Source organism: Paenarthrobacter sp. TRD_SC_7 (genome assembly GCF_056156245.1).
In genome coordinates, this window is sequence record NZ_CM149587.1 from 1,728,352 (window position 1) to 1,753,523 (window position 25,172).

The following is a 25,172-nucleotide window of genomic DNA, read 5'->3' on the forward strand; positions in this document are numbered from 1 at the left end:
TGTGGGGCCCGCTCTGCGCGCTATTTGTGCCCGAAAGCACGCAGAGCGGGCCCCACAACGAGGGTTCTAGCCTGCTTCGGTGATCCGGAATGCCAGCGTCCGGGCCTCCGGGCGCAGGGCGTAGTCCGGCCAGACGTCAGGTCCGCACGCCCTGGACCCCAGCCCGTGCTGGGCGGCGTCGAGGTACAGGTAGCTGCCTTGGCTGGGCGGCAACTCGTGCGGATGCCCGGCCTCGGAGACCTCGTGGGCTGTGTGACGGGAGAGTGTGAAACCGGGCAGGCGGCCACGGGAGTCTGCTACTGCGTCGAGCTGCAGCCACGGGTTGCCGCCCTTTTGCAGCTCCAGCGTCCGGACAGCGCTCCGGTGTCCCGATTCCTGCGGCTTGGCGTAGTTCACCACCAGCTCATCGATGCCCGCCGAGTAGCGGCCTACAAGCGTGGCATGCATGCTGTCCGGGTACGACTCACGGGGACCGGCGCCGAACCACGAGGCACCGTCCACAGCTCCGGGCAGGTCGAACCGGACGCCCACCCGCGGCCAGATGATGTCCCACCCCGCGCTCGGAACGATGTCCAGGCGGAGCCACAGCTCCCCGTCGGACAGTTGCCAGTTCTCCTCCATAGAGACCCAATGTGCGGCGTCGGCCGCGGCGTATCGGGTGAGGGCCACTACGTTGCTTTCGCTTGCAGAGAGCTTCTCCACCCGTGCCGTGAGCCGGTCCAAACCAGCAGCCCGCCAGACGGTTTCCATGGACGGAGCCGGAATGCCGTTGCCGTTGTTGAGCCACGGGTCGGCGAGGTCGTAGCTGCCTCGGCCGGCACCGGCATCGTTGTCCGTGGGGGCGCGCCACAACTCCAGCCGCGGCCCGGACACCGACAGCCCGGCCAGCGAGACCAGCCGACCGTCCTCGAAGCGGGCAGGGCCCAGCGTCACGGTACCTTCAACCACTTCAGCGGCACGGTCCACCGACGTCAAAGGCCGGGGCGCCGTGAGCCGGGGACGTGCTTCGGTCAGTTCCAGTTGCGCGGCAGAGATGACATGCCCGGCCTCCGCCCATACGGTGTCCTTGCGGAGCGCCACCTCCACGGTCAGCCACTGCTCGCAAATTCCGGAGCCGGACTTCACTACACCGGCCTCCACAACGTCGAACTCAGGCAACTCGATCAGCGCCGACTCCCCAGCGGCGAGCGAGGCGCCCGCTGCAGTGACAATGTCGAGCTCTCCGGAGGCACCCAGGATGCCATCCACTTCGGTGCGCCAGCGCAGCACGACGTCGGATGCGTCCGCCGTGTGCCGCAGGTTCGCGACGGAGACGAGGCGGCGAGTGCCGCCGTCGTGGTTTTCCGTGCTGAAGCCCAAGCGCAGGGGAGCGACGATCTGCTTGTACTCGAAAAGCCCCGGGCTCGGCGTGGAGTCGGAGAGGACCATGCCGTCCATGACGAAGTTGCCGTCGTGGACTACCTCGCCAAAGTCGCCGCCGTAGGCGAAAAACTCCGTACCATCGTTCGTTGTGGTGCGGATTCCGTGATCCCGCCACTCCCAGACGAATCCGCCATGGAGCCGCGCGTAGCGGTCCACCAGGTCCTCGTACTGGTCGATTGCGCCGGGGCCGTTGCCCATGGCGTGGACGTACTCGCACAGGATGAAGGGTTTGGTGCGCTGCCGAGCCGATTCCGCCGCGGAGCAGCCGAGCAGGAGCGAGCCGGAATCGTCGCGGCCGATCGCTTCGGTTTCCGGCACGGAGGAATACATCCGCGAGTAGACATCGGTGTAGGCCCCCGTGTAGTCGCCTTCGTAGTGCACGGGCCGGCTGGCATCGCGGGCATGCGTCCAAGCGGACATCGCCGCGAGGTTGGCTCCTGTCCCGGACTCGTTGCCGAGGGACCACATGACGATTGAAGGGTGGTTCTTGTCCCGTTCCACCGTGCGTTCAATACGGTCCACATAGGCTTCACGCCACGCGGGATCGTCGCTGGGGTTGCCCACCCAGCCGTGCCGTTCAAAGCCGTGGGTCTCGAGGTCGCATTCCAGGATCACCCAGAAGCCCATCTCGTCGGCGATGTCCAGCAAACGAGGATGCGGCGGGTAATGGCTGGTGCGGATCGCGTTGACGTTGAACTGCTTCATCAAGGCAAGGTCGGCGCGGGCAAAATCTTCGTCGAACACGCGGCCCCGGTCCGGATGCGTCTCATGCCTGTTCACGCCATGGAACACCACGCGTCGGCCATTTACCAGGAACTGGTCACCCTTGATCTCCACCGTACGGAAGCCCAGGCGCAGCGAAACGGTCTCGCCTTCGCTGGCCACCGTTGCGTTGTAGAGGCGCGGGATCTCCGCGGACCAAGGTTCGACGGCGGTGATCGCCACCGGGGCGACGTCGGCCGGGGAGGTCCAGACGACGTCGACGTTCAGTTCCGGGACGGACAACCGCAACGGATAGGCGGCCTCACCCGCTGTGATCTCGGGGTCAATGACGCCGGAGCCGGAGGTGTAGGACGTACGCAGCCAGACGTCGTCGATACCCTTCTTCGGGCGGGCCTGGAGCGTTACGTCGCGGAAGATACCCGGCATCCACCACTGGTCCTGGTCCTCGATGTAGCTTGATGCGGACCATTGATGGACACGAACGGCCAGCACATTGTGTCCTGGACGCACTGCATCCGTGACATCGAATTCCTGGGCCAGCCGGCTGCCCGTGCCAACGCCGATTTCGAGGCCGTTGAGCCACACTTTGTACCGGGATTCGACGCCGTCGAACCTCAGCACGATCCTCTGGGCGTCGCTCCAAGTTTCCGGTACATCGAACGTGCGGCGGTAGTCGCCAGTGGGGTTCTCGTCCGGGACGTGGGGTGCGTCCATGGGGAAGGGGAACTGTACGTTGGTGTACATCGGACGCCCGTAGCGGCCATCGCCCTCCAGGACCCAGTGCGCGGGAACCGGGATCTGGTCCCAGCTGGAATCATCCAAAGCTTCTTCGGCGACGCCTTCGATGCCCTCGCCTGCGGGAAGGACGCCCCGTCCGCCCGGGGTTCCAGGTGCACCCGGAAGAAGCCGGAAGCGCCAGTGGCCATTCAGGGACACGGTAGGCGCGTTTGTGTGTAGCCAGGAGCGGGCGGGGAGTCTCTTGCCGGTGCCGGGACCGGTATCAGTGATGTAGTTGGCGGTCGTGGTCATTACTTAACGGCTCCTTCTGTCAGCCCGCCGCGCCAGAAGCGCTGCAGGACAACCATGGCGATGCTGAGCGGAATGATGGAAAGCAGCACCCCGCCGGTGGTCAATTCATAGAATTCGGGCAAACGGTCAACCTGGCTGAGCCAGTTGTTCAGGCCGAGGGTGATGGGGTAGAGCTCAGAGTCGGACAGCATGACCAGCGGCAGGAAGTAGTTGTTCCAGATGCCCACCAGCTGGAACAGGAACACGGTGACCAGAGCCGGCGTCAGTACCTTGAGCCCAATGGTGTGGAAGATGCGGAGCTCTCCGGCACCGTCGATCCTGGCGGCCTCGATCAGCGAGGTATCAACAGTGGCTTGGGCATAGATGCGGCAAAGGAACAGCCCGAAAGGGGAGACCAACGATGGCAGCAGGACACTCCAGTAGGTGTTCGCCAGGCCCATCTGGCTGAACAGCAGGAAGAGCGGCAGGGCAGTGGCCGTGCCGGGAACCAGCACGCCGCCCAGGATGGTGCCGAACACCAGGTTCCGGCCCCGGAACTCGTACTTGGCCAGGGCATAGCCACCGGCTGCCGCAAAGTACGTGGCCAGGAGCGCGCCGATGCCTGCATAGATCGCCGAGTTCAAGAACCAATGCCCAAAAATGCCATTGTCGTAGCTGACAACACGGCCGATGTTTTCCCACAAAGAGAACGTGGGAGCGAACCAAAAGCCATTCGTGGAGAAGAGGTCCTCTGTGGACTTGGTGGAGGCGACGAACACCCAGTACACGGGAATCAGGAAGTACAAGGCAACCACCACCAAAAGTGCGGTGACGATGATAGTGGATGACCGCCGTCGTCCGGCTGAACGGTCCGGGCCTGCCGATGGTTTGCTGCGGACGGCGGTGGTGGTCGGCTTCGTGGCGGTGGCGGTCATGAGGACTTCCTGTTCGTCAGTGCGAGGAAGGCGAAGGAAAGGGCAAAAGCGGCCACGGCGATGATGACCGACTGGGCTGCTGCGACGTTGTAGTCGTTGTAGGCAAAGGCCGTTGTGTAGGCGCTGAGGTTCGGCGTGTATTGGCTGTCGATTGCCGGAGCCACCGTCTTGAGGACTTGCGCCTCAGCGAAGAGCTGCAAGGTGCCGATGATGGAAAACACGGTGGTGAGCATGAGGGCCGGACGAATCAGGGGGAGCTGGATGCTCCGGGCAACGCGCCACGTGGAGGCACCATCCACCTTTGCGGCCTCGTAGAGTTCCACCGGGATGGCTTTCAGCTGCGCCACAATGATCAGCATGTTGTAGCCCGTGTAGCTCCACGTGACGATGTTCGCGATGGACCAGAGCACGCTGTTCGCGCCGAGGAAATCCGGGGTCAGGCCAACAATCTTGGCCGCGTCAAACAATGGGCTGAGGCCGGGCACGTACAGGAAGGACCACAGGATGGTGGCGATGACCCCCGGCACGCCGTAAGGGAGGAAGTATGCGGCACGGAAGAAGCCCGGCCACTTTGCCGAGGCCGATTCCAACATGAGGGCAAGTGCCGTGCAGAGGACGATCATGACGGGCACTTGGACTACCCCGAACAGCAGCATTCGGCCGATGGATGCGACGAAGCTGCCGTCTGCCAGGGCCTGGGCGTAGTTGGCGAAACCGGCGAACTCGCTGGTCACGCCTGCCTCGCCGAAGAGTCCGCTGCGGGTCACCTTGGTGAAGCTGGACATGATGGCCACAACAATGGGCAGCAGGAAGGTGAGGACAAAGAGTCCCAGGAACGGTGCCAGCAGGAGCCAGGGCGCGCGTGCGGCAGCACCGGTCCGCTTGCCGGGACGGCTTGGTGCGGCGGGACTCTGCACGGTGGGCGCGGTGCGGGTGGTCGTCATGCCGTTTCCTTCCGGATGGTGAGGCCCTTGTTCTTGAAAACGGTGATGATCTGTTGCTCGGAAGCAGCAACGGAATCCACCAATGAGGTGCCGAAGGCCTTCTTGCGGAAACCGTCGCTGAGGATGTTGAAGGACTGCTGGGTTACCGGCCACCATGACCAGTCAGGGTTCTGCTGTTGGGTGGCGGGGACGAAGACTTCCTCGTTGTAGCGCTGGCCGCCGAAGAACGCCGACGGTTGCTGTCGATCGGTGCCGATGAAGTCGGGGTTGGGTGACCAGCCGATGCCGCTGTTCTTGATCTCGGCGTCAATTCCTTCTTTGGACGTAGTCAGCCAGACGGCGAAGTCCAGTGCTTCTTTAGGGTGCTTACTGTTGGCAAGGACTGCCGCTGTAGAACCACCGAGGTAGCTGGAACCGAAGCCTTTATCGCCCCAAATGGGCATCGGGGCGACTCGCCATTTTCCTTCGGAGCCGCTGACACCCTGGATCAGGGCATCGCCCCAGCTGCCGGTAATGGTCGAGGCAATGCCGCCCTTGCCGGCTGCTGCGAACCAGCCCGGCGAGAAGGCACCGTACGCGGTGGTGACGAGGTCGTCGTCGATCGCTTTGTCGAAGAAGCGCGCGGTGTTGAGCGTGGCGTCGTCGGTCATGTTGATGACCCAGCCGTCCTCCTCGGGGCGCAACCACTGTGCTCCGGCTTGCCCTGCGAAAGAGGCGAAGGGAGAGGCGTCGTTGATGGGGAAGCAGTCCAGGTAGCTGTCCACTGCCCGCAGTTCGGCGGCCAAGGCAGCCCATTCGTCCCACGTTCTCGGAGTGGTTGCGCCTACCTTGTCCAGGATGGCCGGCTGGTAGAACATGCCCATTGGGCCGGAATCCTGGGGGATGCCGTAGACGCCACCCGTGTAGCTGACTTGCTTCCACAGAGTGGGGTGGTACAAGTGGGCGTGGTCATTGGCGCCGTAGCGGGACACATCCACCAGGCCGTTGACGAGCATGAACTCGGGGATGGACCGCAGCTCAACTTGGGCCAGGTCCGGTCCGCCTCCCGCGGCCAGGGCCGAGTAGAGCTTCTGGTAGCCGCCGGCGTTGCCTCCCGGGATCCACACCACGTCCACCTGGATACCGGGGTTCGCCGCGTTCCAGACGTCGGCAACGTTCTGGAAGTCCTTGAGCCACGCCCAATAGGTGAGCCTCACGGGCTCGCCGGCGGCGGGAATCGTGGGTGCAGCGTTGACGGACTGTGTTCCTGGAGTAGCGCACCCGGTCAGCAGGCCCATGGCTGCTGTTCCCAGGCCTGCGCCCAAAAGTTGTCTTCGCGTGAATCGGGTCATGAGCCTTCACCTCTTCGTGTCAGGTTGACGATGACGCGGGCTTGGGTTCGTGGGTCCCGCCGCGGCAAGTGTGACCACGCTAACAGAAAATTCGAGTAGTCACTCGAATTTCATATTTGAGCCGTAACACGCATGTACACTGGCTAGCCATGACCACAAAGGACGTGGGTCGCGCAGCGCGGCGTGGCCCCTACGCGAAATCCGAAGAACGGCGCCGGACCATCTTGGACGCCGCCCATGAGGTGTTTGCTGCCCACGGCTACCGTGGTGGATCGCTGCAGGACGTCGCCGACCGGGCAGGACTGAGCCAAACCAGCCTGCTGCACTATTTCCCGTCCAAGCGCGATCTCCTAATGGCAGTCTTGGAACGCCGCGACGAAATCACCGGCGATGCTTTCCCTGATGACATGGAGGAAGGCCTGGTGGACTCGGTGATCCGGACGGCGGTCTACAACGAGGACATTCCAGGGGTGATTGAGCTGTACACCGTTCTGTGCGCGGAGTCCGTCACTGATTCGCATCCCGGGCGGTCTTACTTCACCGAGCGCTTCAAACGTCTGCGCAAGAGCTACGCGCGGCGCTTTGCTGAGCTGGCCGCCGAGGGCAGGCTGCGGCCCGGCATTGATCCTGATGAAGCCGCCATGTCCTTGGTTGCACTGTGGGACGGGCTTCAAACGCAATGGCTGCTGGCCCCCGACCAAGTGGACGTGGTGAAGGGCCTGCGCGGCTACTTCAAGCTGGTGGTCCTCCCCGACCCCCCTCACCCAACTGAGTCGCAGCTGAGCGCGTTTTGAGCGCCCAAAACGCGCTTTAATGCGACGTAGTTGGGGGGCTAGCCGCGGAAAGCCCCGATGCCCGTGATGTGCTGACCCAGAATCAAGGTGTGGACCTCATCCGTGCCCTCGTAAGTCCGCACCGACTCAAGGTTGTTGGCGTGCCGCAGCGGTGAGTGATCCAGTGTGACGCCGTTACCGCCCAGGATGGTGCGGGCCTCCCGGGCGATCTTGATGGCTTCGCGGACGTTGTTCAGCTTGCCCAAGGAAATCTGCTGGGGCTGTAGGTGGCCGGCGTCCTTCAACCGGCCCAGGTGAAGGGCCAGCATGGTGCCCTTCTGGATCTCCACCAGCATGTTCACGAGTTTCTCCTGGGTCAACTGGTAGCCGGCCAACGGACGGCCGAACTGGAGTCTGTTTCCGGCGTACTCCAGTGCAGCTTCATAGGAGTCGCGCGCCGCTCCCATGGCACCCCACGCGATGCCGTAGCGCGCCTCGTTCAGGCAGGAGAAGGGTCCTCGAAGCCCCATGGCACCCGGGAGCATAGCGTCAGGACCCAGCCTCACGCCGTCGAACTTCACATCGCATTGAATGGACGCGCGCATGGAGAGCTTCGGCTCAATCGGCGTTGAGGTCACACCGGCCGTCCCGGCGGGAACAAGGAACCCGCGGATTCCATCCTCAGTGTTGGCCCACACCACCATGACGTCCGCGATGGAGGCGAGGCCAATCCAGCGCTTGGCACCGTCCAGGACCCAACCGTCGGCCGTTTCGCGTGCGAAGGTGGTCATGGATGACGGGTCCGACCCCGCCGTCGGCTCCGTCAGGGCGAAGCAGCCGATCAGCTCGCCGGCGGCCATCCTCGGCAGCCACTGCTCTTTCTGCGCCTCCGAGCCCCACTTGTAAATGGCCGTCATGGCAAGGGAACCCTGGACCGAGACGAACGTGCGAATCCCAGAATCGCCGGCCTCAAGTTCCATAGCTGCCAGGCCGTATTCGACGGCGGTCCGGCCGGGGCAGCCGTAACCCTCCAGGTGCATGCCCAAGACGCCGAGCTCGCCCAATTCCGGCGCGATTTCCAGGGGAAAGACGGCGTCCTCGTACCAGCGGGCGATGTTCGGACGGATCCGTTGTGCGGTGTAGTCGCGGACCCGGTCGCGGAGGGTCAGCTCGTCCGCAGTCAGCAGGGAATCGAGGGCAAGGACGTCGGAGGTGTTCGTCGTTGAATCGCTCATTCCAGCATCCTAGGTGGCTAACCCGCCGGCCGGCAGCACAGGTTACTCGCCGCGGACCACTCCAACGTCGGCCCGTTCACCCGTGAAGTAGCCCCGGGTGGAGGGGGCGAAGCGGCATACGATGGCCAGCACGACGCCCAGGGCCAGGAGCAGCACTCCGCTGACGAACGCCCCGCCTATGCCGAAGATCTGAGTGTCCCCGTACGCCGGGTCCCACATCTGGACGGCTGAGATGAAGAACGCGGCGGTGAGGGACAGCGCACCGAGGAACGGAAGGATGCCCCGGAACCACAGGTTCCTGGCGGATTCCCGGAGCGTAGACCGGAAGAACCATACACAGCTGAAGCCGGTCAGCGCGTAGTAGAACGCGATGAACAGGCTGATGGCGCTGATGGAGTCCGAGAGGAGGTTCTCGCTCAGGAAGCTCATGGCCACGTAGTACACCACGGCCACGGCACCCATCACCTGCGTGGAGAAGCCCGGCGTCATGAAGCGTTCGTGGACCTTCCCGAATCGTGGCGGCAGCGCACCGTTGACACCCATGGACAGGGTTCCGCGGGCGGTCGGGAGGATGGTGGTCTGGGTAGAGGACAGGACGGACGCCAGCACGGCCACGATGATCAACCAGCCCCAAGGACCCAACACAACGTCCTTCATGGCCAGGAAGACATCGTCCTGGTTGGCTTCGTTGCCCAGACCAATACCGTCGGTACCGATCGTGGCGTACATCATTACCAGGAGCGCCACGGAAACGTAGATCGCCACCAGGACAGAGGCCGAGATGACAGCGCCACGGCCGGGGGTCTTGGCAGGGTTCTCGGTCTCTTCGTTGAGTGCCAGGCACGTGTCCCAGCCCCAATAGATGAACAGTGCCAGCAGCACCCCGTGAACCACTGCGCCGGGGTCGGCAAAGGCGCCGGCGGGGTTGAACCATTCGAAGTCGAAGGCTTGGCCTTCAGGCGCTCCACCGGCGATCCGGAAGATGATGGCCACTGCGAAAATGCCCAGCGAAATGTACTGGATGTAGGTCAGGGTGCGCTGGACGTGTTCGCCCAGCCGGATGCCGCGATTGTTCACATACGTCATGAACGCGATGAACAGCACGCCTGTAGCCGTCACCAACCACTTGTTATCGGCCAGGGAACCGTCGCCGATCAGCAGCCACAGATACTTGCCCGCAATTTGAGCGAGGTTGGCCAACACCACGATCCCCGCGAGTGCCACGCCCCAGCCACCCAGCCAACCGGCCCAGGGACCGAAGGCTTTGCGCGCCCAGAAGAACGTAGTCCCGCAGTCCGGCATGGCGCTGTTGAGCTCACGGAACGCGTAGGCGATGAACAGCACCGGGATGAAACCGAGGATCAGGATCAGGGGAGTGTAGTTTCCATTGACGGCAACAATGAGCCCCAACGTGGCGGCCAACGAATAGACGGGCGCGGTGGATGCCAGGCCCAGCATGACGGAGTCGCCGAGGTCCAGGATCCCGGCGTGAAGGCCTTTGGGAGGTACGACGGCGGTACGGTCGCCGCCCGCTGAGCCGCCACCCGGCGTCGAGGTTTCAGTGCTCATAGTGCAGCTCCGTAGGAAGTAGCAGGGGGCGCGACAGGCGCCGGGGCGTCGATGGTATTGGGAACAAAGCGGCAGAAGTAGTCCGTGATGGGCCCGTCGGATTCCCGGATGCCGCAGCCGACGGATTCGCCGTCCACAACCCAGAGACCCAGGACAGGGTGGTTTCCGTCGAAGTCGGGGAGGGAGTGGTACTGCTGGAAGCACCAGCCTTCACGACCGTAGCCACCGGGTTGCTGGATTTCGATGCCCGGGGCGTGGATCCGGATGTTGTCGCCTTCGCGTCCGTGCAGTGGCTTGGCCACCCATTCTTTGAGCGGACCCGGATCGCCGAGGTAGGCAGGCAGCAGGTTCTGGTGGTTGGGATAGAGATGCCACAGCGCAGCCAGGAGGGCTTTGTTGGACAGCAGCATCTTCCACGCCGGCTCAACCCAACGGGGGTTGTGGGCACGTTGCAGAAGCCGTTGACCGAACGGTTCCTTCATCATGAGCTCCCACGGGTACAGCTTGAACATGGTGCTGATCATGAAGTTGTCCAGGTCCACGAACCGGTTCAGGTTGGGGTCCCAGCCAATATCGGACATGTTGATGCCGATGGTGGTCCATCCGCCTTGGCTCGCTACATCCCGCATGTAGGCCGCAGTCATCCAGTCCTCGCCGGATTCCTCCGCCTCCGAGTGGGCAACGTGCAGGGTGCTCATGCCGGTCCGGAACTGCAGCTTCTTCCATTGCCGGATCAGGGCCTCATGAATTCCGTTCCATTGGTCCTTTTCCGGAAAGACGTCCTGCAGCCAGAACCACTGGGCCACCGATGCTTCGATCAGACCCGTGGGGGTATCGGCGTTGTACTCCAGCATCTTGGCCGGGCCGCCCTTGCCGTCATAGATGAAGTCGAAGCGACCGTAGATATCCATGTCCGCGGCCAGCAGTGACTCGCCGGCGAGTTCCAAAGCCTGCTGCCCGATGCCGATATCTCCCATGGCTCCGGTGGCCAAGTACTTCGCTGCCTCCAAGCACATGATGTGCATGTCCTCGGCGGTCTTCTCGAGGGTTTCCACCTCGTCCATGGTGAATTCGTAGTATGCCGATTCGTTCCAGTATTCGATTTTGCGGCCATCGGGCATGGTGGTGGTGGAGAATACCAAGCCCTGTTCTTCGATCTTTTGCTTCCAGTCCGGTCTGGGCTCGGAGGGCAGTCGACGCACGTTTAGCCTCCCGAGCTTCCGCCGCTTTTGGAGCTGCTCCCGAAGCCGCCGCGGCTGACCGTGCCGCCCTTGGTGCTGTAGCCCGTGGAGGACTTGGCCCCCGCAGGTACTGTCTTGGTGTAGCTCGGGTAGGCGCTGCGGTTCTGCCCCACGGCGGGCACACTGGATCCACGGGAGTAGAAGTACCAGGCATATATTGCTGAACTGCGGCCGGCCGAGCTGCTGTTATCGCACTGGTTGTCGTCTACGCGCTCGCCGGTTTCCTCGTTGAAACAGACTTGTGCGTAGTCAGCCTCCTGCTCGTTGCTGGCCACGATGGCGGTAATGGTTCCAGCCAGCAGGGCAGTCACGCCCAAACCCACGACGACGGTGCGGCGCTGCGAACGTTTCTTCTTCTTTGCTGCCTCGGCCTCGCCGCGTTCGCGTTCCTTGGCGAAGGGGTCAACGACGGGGAGGGGTTGGCCGGGCTGGGGTGCTCCGGACCCGGCTTGGGATGCCCCGGCGCGTCCTTTGTTGCTCTTCCCCGCGCTGCCCTGCTCGGGGTTGCTTTCCACGGGCGTGAACAGCTCAGGGTGGAGCTCAGGCTTGGGCACCTGCCAGGGAGGAGGCTTGGGCTGATTGCCCGCTCCGAATTCGCCATTGTTGTCCCTGCCGCTGCCATTGTTGCCGGCTGCGTCAGGGCTGTCTTTCGGGCCCATGTGTATCCCCCTGGATAGACCGTAGAAGTGTCCGGCGCCACGCCGGACCAGAATGCTCAGAGCAAGCCTAGTCCCTGTGCGCGGTACAGGCACGGGTAGCGGACCCAAATGGGGAGAACTGCCCACGTGGGAACATGTAAGGATGTAGCCATGGCGGCACCTGAGACACACAACAACGGCGACGACGGCATGCTGCTGCGGCTTCCGCCGATTCGGGGCATCGGCCAGGGCCGTGTGAACACCGGCATGGTCCTGGCAGTGTTGCTGCCTCCCGCCGTCGAACTTCTGGTCACTGTCCTCAACTTCCGCAACTTCGCCATGATCATGCTGCTGCAGCTTGCCGTTGCGGTGGCAATCGCCGCGATCGGCGGTTTGTGGCCGGCAGTGGTTGCCGCCGTGCTGGGCAGCGTCCTCCTGAACTACTTCTCCGCGGACCCTGTGGGTTCGCTATCCATTGCCGACCCCACCACCTTGTTCACCTTGGTGGTTTTCCTTGCGGTGGCTTGTGGCGTGGCGCTCGCAGTGGGCCTTGCCAGCCGCCGGGCGCAGGAAGCCGCGCGCTCCGGGGCTGAGGCGACGGCACTCAGTGAGCTGGCCCTGCGCATCCTTAGCTCGGATGGAAGCCTGGAATCGTTCCTCGAAAAAGTCCGAAGCAATCTGGGCATGGAAGCGGTGACGCTGCTCGGTTCCCGGTCGCACGTGTCGCCGCCATCGCCGGGCGGGCAGCCCGAGTGGCGTGTCCTGGCGAGTGCCGGCCCCAATCCGCCGGTGACCCATGCCGCCGCCGATCACTCCGCCGTCGTCGATCCCCACTACACACTGTTGCTGCGCGGCGGTCCTTTGTCGTCCCAACATCAACGGATGCTGGCCGCGTTCGGTGCTTTCGTGGTGGCCGTCCGGGATAGGCAGCAGCTGGTGAAGAGCCGGCGGGACAACGTGCGGTTGGCCGAGGGTAACAAGATGCGGACGTCCATCCTGCGCGCTGTATCGCATGACCTTCGGACGCCGTTGGCCGGGATCAAACTCGCTGTGAGCAGCCTGCGCCAGGAGGACGTGAAGTTTCCGCCGGACGTCGAGCGGGAATTGCTGGAGACCATCGAGGATTATGCGGACCGCCTGGACCACTTGGTGGACAACCTCCTGGACATGTCACGCATCACGGCGGACGCGGTCAATCCCTTGTTGACCGGCATTGTGTGGGCTGAGGTGCTGCCCGACGCCCTGCGGGGAATCTCACGGGATCGCTTGCGCAACGAACTGCCACCAAACCTTCCCCCGGTGCAGGCCGATGTCGGAATGCTCGAACGCGTTGTCGCGAACATCGTGGAGAACGCCGTGAAGTACGCGCCGGACTCCGACGTGGTCCTGACAGCCCGGGCGGGTGCCGGCATCACCCTGGGCGACAGGCCCGCCAGCGAACTGAGGATCGTTGATCACGGCAGGGGAGTAGGGCACAAGGAAGTGGTGGATATTTTCCAGCCGTTCCAGCGCTTTGGTGATTCATCGTCGCCCGCACCCGGGGGCGGAATCAGCGCTGGTGGCGGGATCGGCTTGGGACTAGCGGTCGCCAAGGGGTTCAGCGAGGCCATGGGCGGCAGGCTCGCTGCGGAGCCGACGCCGGGCGGCGGCCTGACCATGGTGGTCACCTTGCCGCTGTGGACCGGGGGCCCGCAGTGACGCTGGTGCTGATCGTTGAGGATGAAGCCCGTATCGCCAGGGCAATGCAGGTCACCCTCCAGGCCCACGGCTACCAGGCACTCACTGTGGGAAACGGCGCAGACGCCCTGCATGCCGCTGCCAAGCAGCCGGTGGAGATCGTGGTGCTGGACCTCGGCCTGCCGGACATGGATGGCGTGGAGATCATCCGCCGCATCCGCGGCTGGAGCAGTATGCCGATCATTGTGCTGTCCGCCCGGCACGCCTCGGAGGACAAGGTTGAAGCGCTCGACGCCGGTGCGGACGACTATGTGACCAAGCCTTTCGGCTTGGATGAACTTCTTGCGCGGCTTCGGGTCGCCTCACGCCGTGTAGTTACGGAACATGAGGAACCCACGTTGGCCACAACCGACTTCATGGTGGACCTGGCGGGCAAGAAGATTGTCAAGGATGGCTCGGAAGTTCGCCTGACGCCGACGGAATGGAACATCCTGGAACTGCTGGTCCGCAATAAGGGGAAGCTGGTGAGCCAGCAGCAGATCCTCACCCAGGTCTGGGGGCAGGCCTACGCAAAGGAAACGCAGTACCTGAGGGTGTACATAGCCCAGCTGCGGCGCAAGTTGGAGCGCGATCCTGCCGAACCTCGCCATCTTCACACGGAAGCGGGCATGGGCTACAGGTTCGACCCTTAGCGCGGGCTGCGCTGATCCGTACACTGGTGTTCATGAACACCGCATCCCTCCTGGCCGTCTGCCGTGTCCACCAGTTGCTGCCCGATCCGGGCAGCGTGGGAGTCACTGCCATTGACAAGCGTCCCGTTGTGGGGCCTGTCAAGGTGCACAAACTTGGGCTTCACGGGGATGTGCAGGCAAGCCGGGTGGATCACGGCGGGGAGGACCAAGCCCTGTACGCCTATTCGCAGGCGGATGCGGACTACTGGTCAGGTGAGTTGCAGAAGGAGCTGCCCGCAGGCCTCTTCGGAGAGAACCTGCGCGTAGCCGGAATCGAAACCACCGGCGCGGTCATCGGGGAACGCTGGAAGATTGGCTTGGACGTGGAAGTGGAAGTTACTTCCCCGCGCGTCCCGTGCGCAACGTTCCAAAGGGTGATCGGTGAGCCGCAGTGGGTGAAGCGATTCACTCAGGCCGGTCGGGTTGGCACTTACCTCCGGGTGATCAAGACAGGCACCATCTCCGCGGGTGACCACATTCACCGCACCTTCATCCCCAAACACGGCATCACGGTGGGCCAGTGGTTCAGCGAGCCCACCCCTGAACTGGTACAGATCCTGCTGGATGCGGACGCCGATGGGGAGATCCGTTTGCAGGAGGACTACCACCCGGTCTTCGAAAAGGTGCTTCGGAGAAACGGTCTCTAGAACCTTGGCTGGGGAGCCTTCCAGGGCGGTGTGAACAAGCTCACCCGGTCTTCGAGGACTCTCAACTCGCGGTGATGGCACTTTGTGCCCTACACTTGAAATATCCCCCACTCCGGAAATCCCTTTATCCTGCCCAATTCTTGAGGCAGGACTGGTAAGTGTTGGGGCCCGCAAATGTGTGCGGGCATTTTCATAGGGAGAGCCGGCTAAAGAAAACGCTGTACAGACTGCTGGGATAGCAGCCAAGAGATGCAGCGGGAAGTCCTGCCATGGGATTGCGATAGCGCCGGACTTCTTGCGAAAGCAGGGCACCTTTTCCTGTTTCTCGCGACGAGTAATGCGGCCAAGCCCAACCGGGCCGCGCCGACTGCCCTATGGATGAGGAATTTCCCCCTATGACCGAAAATCTCAACGAAAACTTCGACGCCCAGGCCGCTGATGTAGCGACCGCTGAGTCCGCTGATGTAGCAGAGACCTCCGCACCCGCCGAAGCTGAAGCACCGGCTGCCGCCGCTGCCCCCGTCGAGACCGCTGCAGCGCAGACTGCAGCCCCCGCCTTCACCGAAGCTCCTGCCCCGAAGGCAGAAGAAGAGGAAGAAGAAGGCGTCCGCTTCGTCGATCTTGGCATCGACGGACGCGTTCTGGCCGCCCTGCAGGACGTCGGCTACGAGAAGCCGTCCCCCATCCAGGCAGCCACCATCCCGCTGCTCCTCGAAGGCCGCGATGTAGTTGGCCTTGCCCAGACAGGTACCGGCAAGACCGCAGCTTTCGCTGTTCCTGCGCTGTCCCGCCTGGCCGAACTTCATGACCTCAACGGCCCGTCCCGCAAGACCCAGGCCCTGGTCCTGGCTCCGACGCGTGAACTGGCTCTCCAGGTTGCGGAAGCTTTCACCTCCTACGCCAAGCACATTGATGATTTCACCGTGCTCCCGGTTTACGGTGGCTCGGCTTACGGTCCCCAGCTCGCAGGCCTGCGCCGCGGTGCGCAGGTTGTTGTCGGTACCCCCGGCCGCGTGATCGACCACATCGCCAAGGGTTCCCTGGACCTGTCCGAACTTCAGTACCTGGTACTGGATGAAGCTGACGAGATGCTGCGCATGGGCTTTGCCGATGACGTAGAGCAGATCTTCCAGCAGACTCCGGAAACCCGCCAGGTTGCGCTGTTCTCTGCCACCATGCCGGGCCAGATCCGCCGCATGTCCAAGCAGTACCTGAACAACCCGGCCGAGATCTCGGTGAAGTCCAAGACCACCACCGGCGCCAACACCAAGCAGCGCTACCTTCAGGTCATGGGCCCGCACAAGCTGGACGCCCTCACCCGCATCCTCGAGGTTGAAGAATTCGACGGCGTTATCGCCTTCGTGCGCACCAAGATGGCTACCGAGGACCTGGCCGACAAGCTCAAGGCCCGCGGTTTCCAGGCTGCCGCCATCAACGGCGACATCCCGCAGCAGCAGCGCGAACGCACTGTGGACGCGCTGAAGGAAGGCCGCATCGACATCCTGGTTGCTACCGACGTCGCGGCCCGTGGCCTTGACGTTGAGCGCATCAGCCACGTGATCAACTACGACATCCCCCACGACACCGAGTCCTACGTGCACCGCATTGGCCGCACGGGCCGTGCAGGCCGTTCCGGTGACGCCATCCTCTTCATGACGCCGCGTGAGAAATACTTGCTGCGTTCCATCGAAAAGGCCACGCGCCAGCCGGTAGAGCAGATGCACCTCCCGACTGCGGAGACCGTCAACACGCTGCGCCTGGGCAAGTTCGCCGAGCGCATCACAGAGACCCTCGAGTCCGAGGACGTTGCAGCATTCCGCGATCTCATCTCCTCCTACGAGGAAGAGCACAACGTTCCGGCGTCGGAAATCGCTGCAGCCTTGGCTGTCATGGCCCAGGGTGGACAGCCGCTGCTGGTCAAGGAACTGCCTGCAGCTCCTGAGTACCAGAAGCGTGAGCGCTCCAAGGACGGCTTCGGTTCCCGTGGCCCGACCCGTGCACTCACCGAGGGCAACGCCACCTACCGGATCTCCGTGGGACGCCGCCAGCGCGTCATGCCGGGCTCCATCGTTGGCGCCATTGCCAACGAAGGCGGCATCTCCTCCGCACAGATCGGCGGCATCGATATCCGCTCGGACCACTCCTTGGTGGAGCTCCCGGCAGACCTGAGCCCCGAGCAGTTGCGCTCACTGTCCCGCACCCGTATCGGCGGCGAGCTGATCAACCTCGAACTGGACAACGGCCGCAAGCCCAGCGGCGACCGTGGCAGCTACCAGGGTGGTGGACGTGGCGGCTATGGCGATCGCGAAAACCGTGGCGGCGGAAACTTCAAGGGCGCCGGTGGCTTCAAGAAGGACTTCCGCAAGTCCGACGGCGAGCGTACCTCCGCTGACCGTGGCGGCCGCTCCTACAGCGACCGTTCCGAGCGCACTGCAGGCAGCTACGGCGACCGCGATCGCGGTCAGGCCAGCGGTTCACGCTTCGGCGGTCATGGTGACGGCGCCCGCAAGCCCCGCACCGGTGGCGAAGGCGCAAACCGCGACTTCAACCGCAAGGGCAAGTGGTAAACACTCTCTTGGTGATCATCACTAAGTAGTTCCCGTGAGGGGGTCGGCTTTCGAGCCGGCCCCCTCACGCGTTTAACCCCTTGCTCCGGGGCTACTTCCGGGACGGAGGCTGTCCCGTAGGGGATCCGCTAGCGGCGCAGTTTCAGCCGATCGGCCAGGCACTACACTTAATCCTCCGGGACCAAAGGAGTACCCGGAGCTTAGTCACCGCATCCTTTGACCCCTTAGAACCTTTGAAGAGACATATCCCAGAATCGGAAAGGGCGGGCGGCCAGAGTTTCGCCGCCCACCCCCTCTTGCCTTGTGAATCCGGCAGAGCCGTCAGATTCTAGGTTGGTATTTCACCGATCCATTCCAAGCCAGGAAACTCGGCATTAAGGCCCTTTAACCGTTCCGTATCCACTGTCCTTCCGTGGGCCGTTGGTTCGATGAGCTCACTAACTACAATGCTTCGGACTACTTCGCGAGGAAGCCCATGGAACTCGTTGAGGTCGGCCACGCGGTAAGCTCTCGCGCTGAGGTGCTTCTCCCAGTCTTCGTAAACTAGAACAAGCACATCGGGGGCAAGTGGTCTTACAGCCCGGTAGCGTATGGTACCGAGGGACCGAGAAGAAGTATCGGAGAACCCGTCTGCAAATGCTTTCATCCACACGTCGAGTTTCATCCCGTCGTCCACTGGTTCCTCCTCCGGGTTGATCGGGTCTATTTGGTAGCCGACAAGTCGGCTTGCTTGATCTTCTTCTGCTGCTTATCGAGATCGGACCGGTCGACCGTTGAACCTACTGCAAGCGGCTCATAGCTGATGTAAAGGGAGCCGGGGCTTGTTGGCTGGACCTTCTTATCAGCAGACTCGGTACCCGCTGTGCTGCGACTAAGAGTTCCGTCCATGGCTCCAGTGACCCACCAGGGACAGACGATGTATCCCTCGCAGTAAATGGTCTTAAGGCCGAGCTGTCCATATACGGGTTGACCATAGTAGGTAGTGACGGACTGCGTTCCGGTCACCGTCTTGACAGGTTGCGAGGCGTCAACTTGGCAACCAAACGAATCGCATGTGATCTTGTTGGCGTAAACGCGCGTGAGGAAGTCAGTTCCTTCCCACCAGCGTTCTGTTCCACCCATGGCCCATGAGATCGCGCCGACGCTATAGATGCCGTGCTTCCACCATGCTTTGTCAAAGCCGAAACCTTGGTTGGCATCGGAATCGTAGAAGCCTCGTCGGATTGGGTAATTTGCGGCGCTTCCCTGGCCATAGCCCATAACTTCGTTGGATGGGTAGCCTGGCGGCGGTGGCGCCGCTTGGGCGGGCGCAGAGACTGTTGCGGAAACTATCGTAAAAGTAGCGAAGGCAAGCAGAAGTGTCTTCCGAATGTTTTTCATACCATGTAGTGGCGGCCACAGTTGAATCGTGACGCAGAACACAAGTGTTCGGCAATCTGGCGGACCGAGTTTCCTTGGTTACACCTCCGGTCAGCGCACCACCCTAAGCCGCGTTTATCGGAATCTCCACCGCTCGGGCAGTCCTGGATTCCCATATGCCCCGCTCCGAAACTGCCCGCTGAAGGTGCGCCAAACGCTACACAACCCTCCGCGAGATGGGTCCTCCCAGAGACCACTTTAGTGGGGTTCACGAACGACCCCTTGCGACGTTGTGGAACCCACCCGGGCATTTCGAGCAGAACCGGGGTGACGTCGGCCACTGCACCGCCGTACTATCACCTCATGGGATTGCTGGACAACGTGAAGAAGAACCTGGGCTTCGGCGCCAAGGACGCCGGCGAAAAGAGCGAGACAGCTCCGATAGACCAGAGTGCGGCGAGCCAGGCAGCAGAGGATGCTGCCGCCGTCGAGGTTTCCGCTGCGGACAAGGCCGCTGCGGAGGCTGCCGCCGCGCAGGCAGCCCGGCAGCAGGCGGCTGCGGACGCCGCAGCAGTGCAGGAGGCCGAGCAGGAGGGCTTGGAGCCCGAGGCCCCGGAAGTCCAGCTGCAGGCGCAGGAGGCCGCCTCAGAGGCCGCCGCAGGGACCGGTCAGCCGAGTCCAGTGGCACCGCGGGTCACTGAGGTTGTGGTCGAGCAGGGAGACACCATGAACGGGATCGCTGCTCAGTACGGTGTGGACCTTGGAGCCCTCATCGCCACCAACGCAGACACCGTGCCCAATCCGGACCAGATCTACCCCGGGCAGGTACTTCGCCTGCCCTGATTTCCGCCGCTACCGGAGCGGACAGCGATCGCCTCCGGAGCGAAAAATGGATCAGGAAATCTGCGTCTTCGCAAATTGTGTCGGGGCCGTTTTTCCGCGTTTTTTCGCCGATTTGTAGCTTCTGAAAACGTCCGGTAGAGTATTTACTCGTTGCCCCCCTAGCTCAGTGGTAGAGCGCGTTCTTGGTAAGAACGAGGTCACCGGATCGATTCCGGTGGGGGGCTCTGGATGAGGGCCTGTGTCAAGGCGGTTTTGACCGGCTTGACACAGGTTTTTCTCATTCGTGGCGGTGTAGCTCAGTTGGTTAGAGCGCACGACTCATAATCGTGAGGTCGGGAGATCGAGCCTCCCCACCGCTACAGAGCAAGACCCCGCAGCTTTCGCCTGCGGGGTCTTTTTTCGTTCGGTGGGACAGAATGGGTCCATGAGCCGAATCGCAATCATTGGCGGCCACGGGAAAGTGGCCCTGCATCTGTCCCGCATTCTTAGTGGCGAAGGTCACGACGTCACGTCTTTCATCCGAAATCCCGATCATGTGGCAGATGTCACGGAGACCGGCGCAACTGCTGAAGTGCTGGACGTGGAAAATTCGACGACGGCGGAACTCGCCAAGGCGTTCAAGGGCCGCGACGCCCTGGTCTGGTCGGCTGGGGCCGGGGGAGGAAATCCTGCCAGGACCTACGCCGTTGATCGTGACGCGGCCATCCGTTCAATGGACGCGGCGGCCGAAGCCGGCGTCAAGCGCTATGTGATGGTTTCCTACATCGGCGCCGCCAAGGATCACGGCGTTCCCGACGACCACCCGTTCTTCGCCTATGCGGAGGCCAAAGCGGCGGCAGACGACTACCTGCGCAGCACAGACCTCGACTGGACAGTCCTGGGCCCGGGAACTTTGACCGAGGAACCTGCCACCGGTCTGATCGAAACGGATCCAGCCAACCCCGGCAACGGCACGGAGACGTCCAGGGCTAACGTGGCCTTGGTGACAGCGGCCGTCCTGGAGCTACCGGGGACCATCCACCGGACCATCACCTTCAAAGATGGAACCGACGATGTTGTAGACGCCCTCACGGAGGACTGACGCTGCCCCTGCTGTGCACCGGGATATGTTGGTAGGGAACTTTTTCGGCTTGGCCTGGGGAAGTGCCGTACAACATCTGGGGAAGCAGGAAAATGGATCAGTTGGCGCTCATTGTCGGGTTGTTGCTTGCAACGGTGGTGGCAGTGGGCTTGGGGGACAGGCTCCGGCTTCCCTACCCGGTCCTGATGCTGCTCCTGGCTGTTGCGCTCACCTTCATTCCGGGTTTCCCCGAGTTTGAGATCTCGCCCGAACTGATCCTGCCGATCTTCCTTCCGCCCTTGCTGTTCGCCACAGCTCAAAAGAGTTCCTGGGCTGTTTTCCGTGTCCGCTGGCGGACACTGCTGCTGATGGCTGTGGCTCTGGTGGTGGTGTCCACGGCAGTCGTGGCTGGCGCTGCCTGGCTCATGATTCCGGGCATCGGTATCCCGGCTGCCATTGCCCTGGGTGCCATGGTGGCGCCGCCGGACCCCGTTGCCGTGGAGTCCGTAGCTGGCCGCGTGCACATGCCTCGCCGGCTCATCACGGTTCTCCAGAGCGAGGGACTGTTCAACGACGCCGCGGCAATCGTGATCTTCCAGGCCGCGGTGGCCGCAACGATGTCCGGCAAGGACGTGGGCCCGGAAGTCATTCCGCAGTTTGTCATCGGTGCGGCGCTGGCTGTTGTGATTGGCATCGCGATGGGCTGGCTGACCAAGTTCATCACCAAGCTGGTGGCCTCCATGGTCGCCCGCAGCGCCGTGACCCTGGTGGTTCCTTTCGCCGCGTACATCCTCGCGGAAGAGCTGCACGCCTCAGGTGTGGTGGCCGTCGTCGTCACCGCCCTGGAACTGCAGCGCCATACGCGGCCGCAGGACGCTGCTGAGCGCATTACGCGCACCGCCTTTTGGGACGTGGTGGAGTTGCTGGCCACCGGACTGGCCTTTGGGTTGGTGGGGCTGGAGATCCGTCACGTCATCCGGGACGAAGGCACTGCCATTTTCGGGATGATCGGCATGGCCGTGGTGATCTGCGTCCTGGTGTTCGTGGTGCGCTTCCTGTGGCTGGGCCTCCTCGCCCTGACCGCGCGTAAGCGCAGAAACCTGTTGCAACCGACCTCGCCCAAGGAAGTGCTGATCCTGACATGGTGCGGCATGCGCGGCCTTGCCACCTTGGCGCTCGCCCTGGCCCTCCCCATGACCCTCCCGGATGGCAGCGACTTCCCGGCACGGCACGAGATTCTCGTGATTGCCTGCGCGGTGCTCCTGGCCACCTTGGTCCTCCCCGGGCTCACGCTGCCGTGGCTCATGCGCGTCCTGGACGCGACGGAGGACGGATCGCATGAACAGGATGCCGCCAAGGTCCTGGCCAAGCGGGCCCAATCCGCAGCCGTGGCCGCGCTGAAGGACCACGACCTCATGAAGGAACTCCCTGCCGAGAAGGTGAACCTGGTCAAGGACAAGATGCGCCGCCTTCATGCTGAGCTGCTGGACGGCACCCTGCAGAACGAATCCGTTGCTGAGAAGCGCAAGCGCGGACGGGAACTGTCCATTGCCGTGCAGACCATAGCCCTCGATGCCGCCCGCCAGGAAGTGGTGGCAGCCCGTAACGAGCCAGGGACGGATCCGGAAGTGGCTGACAGGGTCCTCCGACAATTGGACCTGCGGACGATGTCCATGCCGGACTAGGTCAACGCTCCGGATTAGCTACCCGGCCACTTGTTTTGGCAAGGAAGCCGGGTAGAGATCCAGTGCGTGCTCTTCCACGTAGTCCAGCGCGTGGCGGATCGCGCCGAGGGACACAATGCCGTCTCCCAAGGCGGAGGTTGCCAGGCGTGGGGGAGTGAAGGTGAAGTCCGGCAGTTGCTTTTCCATAGTCGGGATCAGTGCATGGGCAGACGCTGCGACGGCTCCTGCAATAACCACCAGCTCGGGGTTGACCAAAGTACTGATGGAACCGATAACCCGGGCCATGCGGTGTGCCATGCGGTCGAGGACGTTACGGGCTGCGTGGTCACCTTCCGCTGCTGCCCTGAAAACCATCTCTGCGGTCAGGTCTTCAGGATCACCGCCGCACAGTGCCCGCAGATTCGTCTCCGCGCCGGCATCGAGGGCTTCCCGGCCCCACAGCGTTGCATAGTGGGCGATGCCGTAGGTGTCGCCCACGCCGTCCACGTTGTCCAGGTATCCCAGCTCGCCAAAACCGCCAAGCTGCCCGTGGAGCAAACGACCGGATTCGAGAATGCCGGACCCCAAACGGTCGCCGGCGAGCATGACCACGAGGTTGTCGACTCCCTGCGCACTGCCCTGCCACCGTTCTGCGAGGGCTGCGAGGTTGGCATCGTTTTCCAGGAGCACGTGCCAACCATGGCGCTCGGACACGATTCGGCGGACATCAAAGGATTTCCAGAATTCCTGGGCCGTGAGGACCTCGCCGTCGCGGCTGACGGGGGCAGCCACTCCAACGGACACGGCAAGAACGGAGTCTGCAGCTACGCCGGCTTTCTTCAGGGCCTCGGCCGCGATTCGGTCCAGCACATCTGCCCGCTCATCGGCAGGGACGTTGTAGGCCCGGAAAGGCATCGTGACCTGGGACAAAGACGTTCCGGCCATGTCAGCCACAATCGCGGTGATCTTGTTGGCGCCGATGTCGATGCCGATCACGCTGGCCGCCCTGTCGTCAAAAGCGAAGCGCCGCGCAGGCCTGCCCTTGACGTAGTCACCGGCTCCTCGCTGGTTCTCCAATTCGTGAAGCCAGCCGAGCCGGACCAGTTCGTCGCAGATCGAAATGACGGTGGCTCGTGAGAGCCCGGTGGCGGCCATCAGCTCGGTGCCGGTGACGATGCCGGCGCCGCGCATGGCTTTGAGCATGGCGCTGGCGTTGACCCTGCGTACCAGTTGTGTTGACGGTGCGGTCCCGGTCTGCATTCGGAGCTCCCACTTTTCAGCCGCCCTATCGGAGTGATAGAGCGGTCTCTCTAAATTTAGTACATAAATTTAGATGACGACGCATTTCGCCAAACTCTTGACCCTGTGGCGAGCATCACTCACCATGGTTAGCGATAGGACATAAATTTAACTCCTATCTAAATCTCGGGTGGCGATGCGCATGGTCCGCCGCACGACGGAAATGCGGCCACTGAGGTCCGCAAGACGAAAGGGCTACGTTTCTGTGAAAATGACACGCAGGAAACGCTTTGCGGCAATGGGGTTGGGCTTGGCGCTGCTGGCCGGCCTACTCTCCGGCTGCGTTGAGGGTTCGGGTGAAAGCGGAGAATCGGGCAAGGAGACCATCCGCTTCACGTTCAGCAAACGGGAAGCCATTGGTTTCATGACCAAGCTGGTTGCCGACTACAACGCTTCACAGGATGAAACCGAAGTGGTACTGGATACATCCGGCGTCGACGTCGTGTCCGCGAGTTTCGTTCGCGGCAATCCACCGGACATCGCGCTCGCAAACTACAACATGGAAACTTCCCGTTTCGTCCAGCGCGGTGCTCTGAGCGACCTGTCCGGCACTGAGGCCGCAGCCACTATCCGCGAAGACCTCAAACCTCTGATGGACCAGTACGGTTCGTACCCGGGCCGGACCAGCGCCTTGCCGTACTCGGTCATGGCGTCCTCGGTGATCTACAACAAGGAAATCTTCGCTGCGAACAACATCGCCGTGCCGAAGACTTGGAGCGAGTTGATCGCAGCGTGCGAAGCACTGATAGCCGCTGGAGTGACGCCGTTCTATGCCACCTGGAAGGATGACTGGACTATCGCGCAGGGGTGGTTTGATTACTCGGTAGGCGGCCAGGTGGACACTATCGACTTCTTCAAGAAGCTTGATGCTGAAGGCGTGAACGTTGGCCCGGGGTCTTCGGTGTCATTCCAGAAGGACTTTGACCAGCCCGTCCAGAAGATGCTGACGCTCGCAAAGAGCTACGTGAACAAGGATGCTGCAAGCCGGGCGTACGGTGACGGCAACCTGGCGTTTTCGCAGGGCAAGGCTGCGATGTACCTGCAGGGCCCATGGGCATTCAGCGAGATCGCCAAGACCGCTCCCGATCTGAAGCTCGGAACCTTTCCGCTACCGATGACCGAGGACCCCAAGGACCTGCGCGTCCGCGTCAACGTGGACCTCGCGGCCTGGATTCCGGAGGCGTCCAAGCACAAGGACGCAGCCCATGACTTCCTCGAGTACTTGTACCGGCCCGAGGTGATCGATGCCTACAACAAATCGCAGCTGGGCTTCACACCCACCAAGGAGACCGCCAACGTCCCTGATCCTCGCATTGAAGGGATGGTGGAGTACTACGACGATGCCCAGGTCTACCAGGGCCCCTCGGTGCTCGTTCCGCGCACTATCCCGATCATGAACTACACGCAGGCAATCGTGTTCGGCGCACCCCCTGCATCCACCCTCCGCACCCTCGACGCAGATTGGGCGCGCCTGGCGTTCCGCCAGTAGTGCAGACCATAGGGAGT

The 25,172-nt window shown here is 62.8% G+C and carries 20 protein-coding genes and 2 tRNA genes; 11 read left to right on the top strand and 11 right to left on the bottom strand.

Annotated features, from left to right (window positions below):
* Window positions 1-66 precede the first annotated feature (66 nt).
* The 4 genes from AC0J5Z_RS08405 to AC0J5Z_RS08420 are packed head-to-tail and all read right to left on the bottom strand — an operon-like array spanning window position 67 to window position 6,363.
* Window positions 67-3,174, bottom strand: a complete 3,108-nt coding sequence (locus tag AC0J5Z_RS08405) for a glycoside hydrolase family 2 TIM barrel-domain containing protein (protein WP_475038674.1) — start codon at window positions 3,172-3,174, stop codon at window positions 67-69.
* A complete protein-coding gene (locus AC0J5Z_RS08410; protein WP_475038675.1) occupies window positions 3,174-4,088 on the bottom strand; it encodes a carbohydrate ABC transporter permease in 915 nt (304 codons plus the stop codon). Before AC0J5Z_RS08410 ends, AC0J5Z_RS08405 begins: the two co-directional genes overlap by 1 nt.
* Complete coding sequence (locus AC0J5Z_RS08415; protein ID WP_475038676.1) at window positions 4,085-5,032, bottom strand: carbohydrate ABC transporter permease; 948 nt, start codon at window positions 5,030-5,032, stop codon at window positions 4,085-4,087. The genes AC0J5Z_RS08410 and AC0J5Z_RS08415 overlap by 4 nt, the downstream gene beginning before the upstream one ends.
* On the bottom strand, window positions 5,029-6,363 hold the full coding sequence (locus AC0J5Z_RS08420) for an ABC transporter substrate-binding protein (protein ID WP_475038677.1): 1,335 nt from the start codon (window positions 6,361-6,363) through the stop codon (window positions 5,029-5,031). Before AC0J5Z_RS08420 ends, AC0J5Z_RS08415 begins: the two co-directional genes overlap by 4 nt.
* A gap of 149 nt (window positions 6,364-6,512) precedes the next feature.
* Here AC0J5Z_RS08420 and AC0J5Z_RS08425 point away from each other — a divergent pair, with 149 nt between their 5' ends.
* Window positions 6,513-7,157, top strand: a complete 645-nt coding sequence (locus AC0J5Z_RS08425) for a TetR/AcrR family transcriptional regulator (protein WP_475038678.1) — start codon at window positions 6,513-6,515, stop codon at window positions 7,155-7,157.
* Window positions 7,158-7,195: 38 nt separating this feature from the next.
* On the opposite strand, the gene AC0J5Z_RS08430 is transcribed toward AC0J5Z_RS08425, so the two are convergent.
* The 4 genes from AC0J5Z_RS08430 to AC0J5Z_RS08445 are packed head-to-tail and all read right to left on the bottom strand — an operon-like array spanning window position 7,196 to window position 11,840.
* Complete coding sequence (locus AC0J5Z_RS08430; RefSeq protein ID WP_475038679.1) at window positions 7,196-8,371, bottom strand: acyl-CoA dehydrogenase family protein; 1,176 nt, start codon at window positions 8,369-8,371, stop codon at window positions 7,196-7,198.
* A 42-nt stretch (window positions 8,372-8,413) separates the two neighbouring features.
* On the bottom strand, window positions 8,414-9,940 hold the full coding sequence (locus tag AC0J5Z_RS08435) for an APC family permease (protein ID WP_475038680.1): 1,527 nt from the start codon (window positions 9,938-9,940) through the stop codon (window positions 8,414-8,416).
* Window positions 9,937-11,142: a glutathionylspermidine synthase family protein gene (locus AC0J5Z_RS08440; protein WP_475038681.1), complete on the bottom strand. Its 1,206-nt coding sequence runs from the start codon at window positions 11,140-11,142 to the stop codon at window positions 9,937-9,939. The genes AC0J5Z_RS08435 and AC0J5Z_RS08440 overlap by 4 nt, the downstream gene beginning before the upstream one ends.
* Before the next feature lie 2 nt (window positions 11,143-11,144).
* The gene (locus AC0J5Z_RS08445) at window positions 11,145-11,840 is read right to left on the bottom strand and encodes a Tat pathway signal protein (protein ID WP_475038682.1); all 696 of its coding nucleotides are present in this window, start codon (window positions 11,838-11,840) and stop codon (window positions 11,145-11,147) included.
* Between the two features lie 150 nt (window positions 11,841-11,990).
* Here AC0J5Z_RS08445 and AC0J5Z_RS08450 point away from each other — a divergent pair, with 150 nt between their 5' ends.
* From AC0J5Z_RS08450 to AC0J5Z_RS08465, 4 genes are all read left to right on the top strand, one after another.
* Window positions 11,991-13,517: a sensor histidine kinase gene (locus AC0J5Z_RS08450; protein ID WP_475038683.1), complete on the top strand. Its 1,527-nt coding sequence runs from the start codon at window positions 11,991-11,993 to the stop codon at window positions 13,515-13,517.
* Complete coding sequence (locus AC0J5Z_RS08455; RefSeq protein WP_475039626.1) at window positions 13,514-14,188, top strand: response regulator; 675 nt, start codon at window positions 13,514-13,516, stop codon at window positions 14,186-14,188. Before AC0J5Z_RS08450 ends, AC0J5Z_RS08455 begins: the two co-directional genes overlap by 4 nt.
* A gap of 32 nt (window positions 14,189-14,220) precedes the next feature.
* Complete coding sequence (locus AC0J5Z_RS08460) at window positions 14,221-14,874, top strand: MOSC domain-containing protein (RefSeq protein WP_475038684.1); 654 nt, start codon at window positions 14,221-14,223, stop codon at window positions 14,872-14,874.
* Between the two features lie 395 nt (window positions 14,875-15,269).
* Window positions 15,270-17,441, top strand: a complete 2,172-nt coding sequence (locus AC0J5Z_RS08465; protein WP_475038685.1) for a DEAD/DEAH box helicase — start codon at window positions 15,270-15,272, stop codon at window positions 17,439-17,441.
* A gap of 328 nt (window positions 17,442-17,769) precedes the next feature.
* Here the strand turns inward: AC0J5Z_RS08465 and AC0J5Z_RS08470 are convergent, their stop codons facing one another.
* Window positions 17,770-18,117, bottom strand: coding sequence for a hypothetical protein (locus AC0J5Z_RS08470; protein WP_475038686.1), 348 nt, complete (start codon window positions 18,115-18,117; stop codon window positions 17,770-17,772).
* A gap of 26 nt (window positions 18,118-18,143) precedes the next feature.
* Window positions 18,144-18,821 carry a hypothetical protein gene (locus AC0J5Z_RS08475; RefSeq protein ID WP_475038687.1) on the bottom strand — a complete coding sequence of 226 codons (678 nt, stop codon included), beginning with the start codon at window positions 18,819-18,821 and terminating at the stop codon, window positions 18,144-18,146.
* A gap of 342 nt (window positions 18,822-19,163) precedes the next feature.
* Here AC0J5Z_RS08475 and AC0J5Z_RS08480 point away from each other — a divergent pair, with 342 nt between their 5' ends.
* The 5 genes from AC0J5Z_RS08480 (at window position 19,164) to AC0J5Z_RS08500 (ending at window position 22,388) form a co-directional block, all read left to right on the top strand.
* Window positions 19,164-19,643: a LysM peptidoglycan-binding domain-containing protein gene (locus tag AC0J5Z_RS08480; protein ID WP_475038688.1), complete on the top strand. Its 480-nt coding sequence runs from the start codon at window positions 19,164-19,166 to the stop codon at window positions 19,641-19,643.
* A 152-nt stretch (window positions 19,644-19,795) separates the two neighbouring features.
* Window positions 19,796-19,867 (top strand) — tRNA-Thr (locus tag AC0J5Z_RS08485).
* Between the two features lie 61 nt (window positions 19,868-19,928).
* A tRNA-Met gene (locus tag AC0J5Z_RS08490) sits at window positions 19,929-20,002 on the top strand.
* A gap of 65 nt (window positions 20,003-20,067) precedes the next feature.
* Window positions 20,068-20,724 (top strand): NAD(P)-binding oxidoreductase, encoded by a 657-nt coding sequence (locus tag AC0J5Z_RS08495; protein ID WP_475038689.1) that lies wholly within the window; start codon window positions 20,068-20,070, stop codon window positions 20,722-20,724.
* A gap of 92 nt (window positions 20,725-20,816) precedes the next feature.
* The gene (locus tag AC0J5Z_RS08500) at window positions 20,817-22,388 is read left to right on the top strand and encodes a Na+/H+ antiporter (RefSeq protein ID WP_475038690.1); all 1,572 of its coding nucleotides are present in this window, start codon (window positions 20,817-20,819) and stop codon (window positions 22,386-22,388) included.
* An 18-nt stretch (window positions 22,389-22,406) separates the two neighbouring features.
* On the opposite strand, the gene AC0J5Z_RS08505 is transcribed toward AC0J5Z_RS08500, so the two are convergent.
* Window positions 22,407-23,627, bottom strand: coding sequence for an ROK family protein (locus tag AC0J5Z_RS08505; RefSeq protein WP_475038691.1), 1,221 nt, complete (start codon window positions 23,625-23,627; stop codon window positions 22,407-22,409).
* A gap of 250 nt (window positions 23,628-23,877) precedes the next feature.
* On the opposite strand from AC0J5Z_RS08505, the gene AC0J5Z_RS08510 reads away from it, so the two are divergent.
* Window positions 23,878-25,155 carry an ABC transporter substrate-binding protein gene (locus AC0J5Z_RS08510; RefSeq protein ID WP_475038692.1) on the top strand — a complete coding sequence of 426 codons (1,278 nt, stop codon included), beginning with the start codon at window positions 23,878-23,880 and terminating at the stop codon, window positions 25,153-25,155.
* Window positions 25,156-25,172: the final 17 nt, after the last annotated feature.

Coding starts and splice junctions, on each gene's coding strand:
- AC0J5Z_RS08405 (WP_475038674.1), bottom strand. CDS start 3,174: ATGACCACGACCGCCAACTACATCACTGATACCGGTCCCGGCACCGGC.
- AC0J5Z_RS08410 (WP_475038675.1), bottom strand. CDS start 4,088: ATGACCGCCACCGCCACGAAGCCGACCACCACCGCCGTCCGCAGCAAA.
- AC0J5Z_RS08415 (WP_475038676.1), bottom strand. CDS start 5,032: ATGACGACCACCCGCACCGCGCCCACCGTGCAGAGTCCCGCCGCACCA.
- AC0J5Z_RS08420 (WP_475038677.1), bottom strand. CDS start 6,363: ATGACCCGATTCACGCGAAGACAACTTTTGGGCGCAGGCCTGGGAACA.
- AC0J5Z_RS08425 (WP_475038678.1), top strand. CDS start 6,513: ATGACCACAAAGGACGTGGGTCGCGCAGCGCGGCGTGGCCCCTACGCG.
- AC0J5Z_RS08430 (WP_475038679.1), bottom strand. CDS start 8,371: ATGAGCGATTCAACGACGAACACCTCCGACGTCCTTGCCCTCGATTCC.
- AC0J5Z_RS08435 (WP_475038680.1), bottom strand. CDS start 9,940: ATGAGCACTGAAACCTCGACGCCGGGTGGCGGCTCAGCGGGCGGCGAC.
- AC0J5Z_RS08445 (WP_475038682.1), bottom strand. CDS start 11,840: ATGGGCCCGAAAGACAGCCCTGACGCAGCCGGCAACAATGGCAGCGGC.
- AC0J5Z_RS08450 (WP_475038683.1), top strand. CDS start 11,991: ATGGCGGCACCTGAGACACACAACAACGGCGACGACGGCATGCTGCTG.
- AC0J5Z_RS08460 (WP_475038684.1), top strand. CDS start 14,221: ATGAACACCGCATCCCTCCTGGCCGTCTGCCGTGTCCACCAGTTGCTG.
- AC0J5Z_RS08465 (WP_475038685.1), top strand. CDS start 15,270: ATGACCGAAAATCTCAACGAAAACTTCGACGCCCAGGCCGCTGATGTA.
- AC0J5Z_RS08475 (WP_475038687.1), bottom strand. CDS start 18,821: ATGAAAAACATTCGGAAGACACTTCTGCTTGCCTTCGCTACTTTTACG.
- AC0J5Z_RS08480 (WP_475038688.1), top strand. CDS start 19,164: ATGGGATTGCTGGACAACGTGAAGAAGAACCTGGGCTTCGGCGCCAAG.
- AC0J5Z_RS08495 (WP_475038689.1), top strand. CDS start 20,068: ATGAGCCGAATCGCAATCATTGGCGGCCACGGGAAAGTGGCCCTGCAT.
- AC0J5Z_RS08500 (WP_475038690.1), top strand. CDS start 20,817: ATGGATCAGTTGGCGCTCATTGTCGGGTTGTTGCTTGCAACGGTGGTG.
- AC0J5Z_RS08505 (WP_475038691.1), bottom strand. CDS start 23,627: ATGCAGACCGGGACCGCACCGTCAACACAACTGGTACGCAGGGTCAAC.
- AC0J5Z_RS08510 (WP_475038692.1), top strand. CDS start 23,878: ATGACACGCAGGAAACGCTTTGCGGCAATGGGGTTGGGCTTGGCGCTG.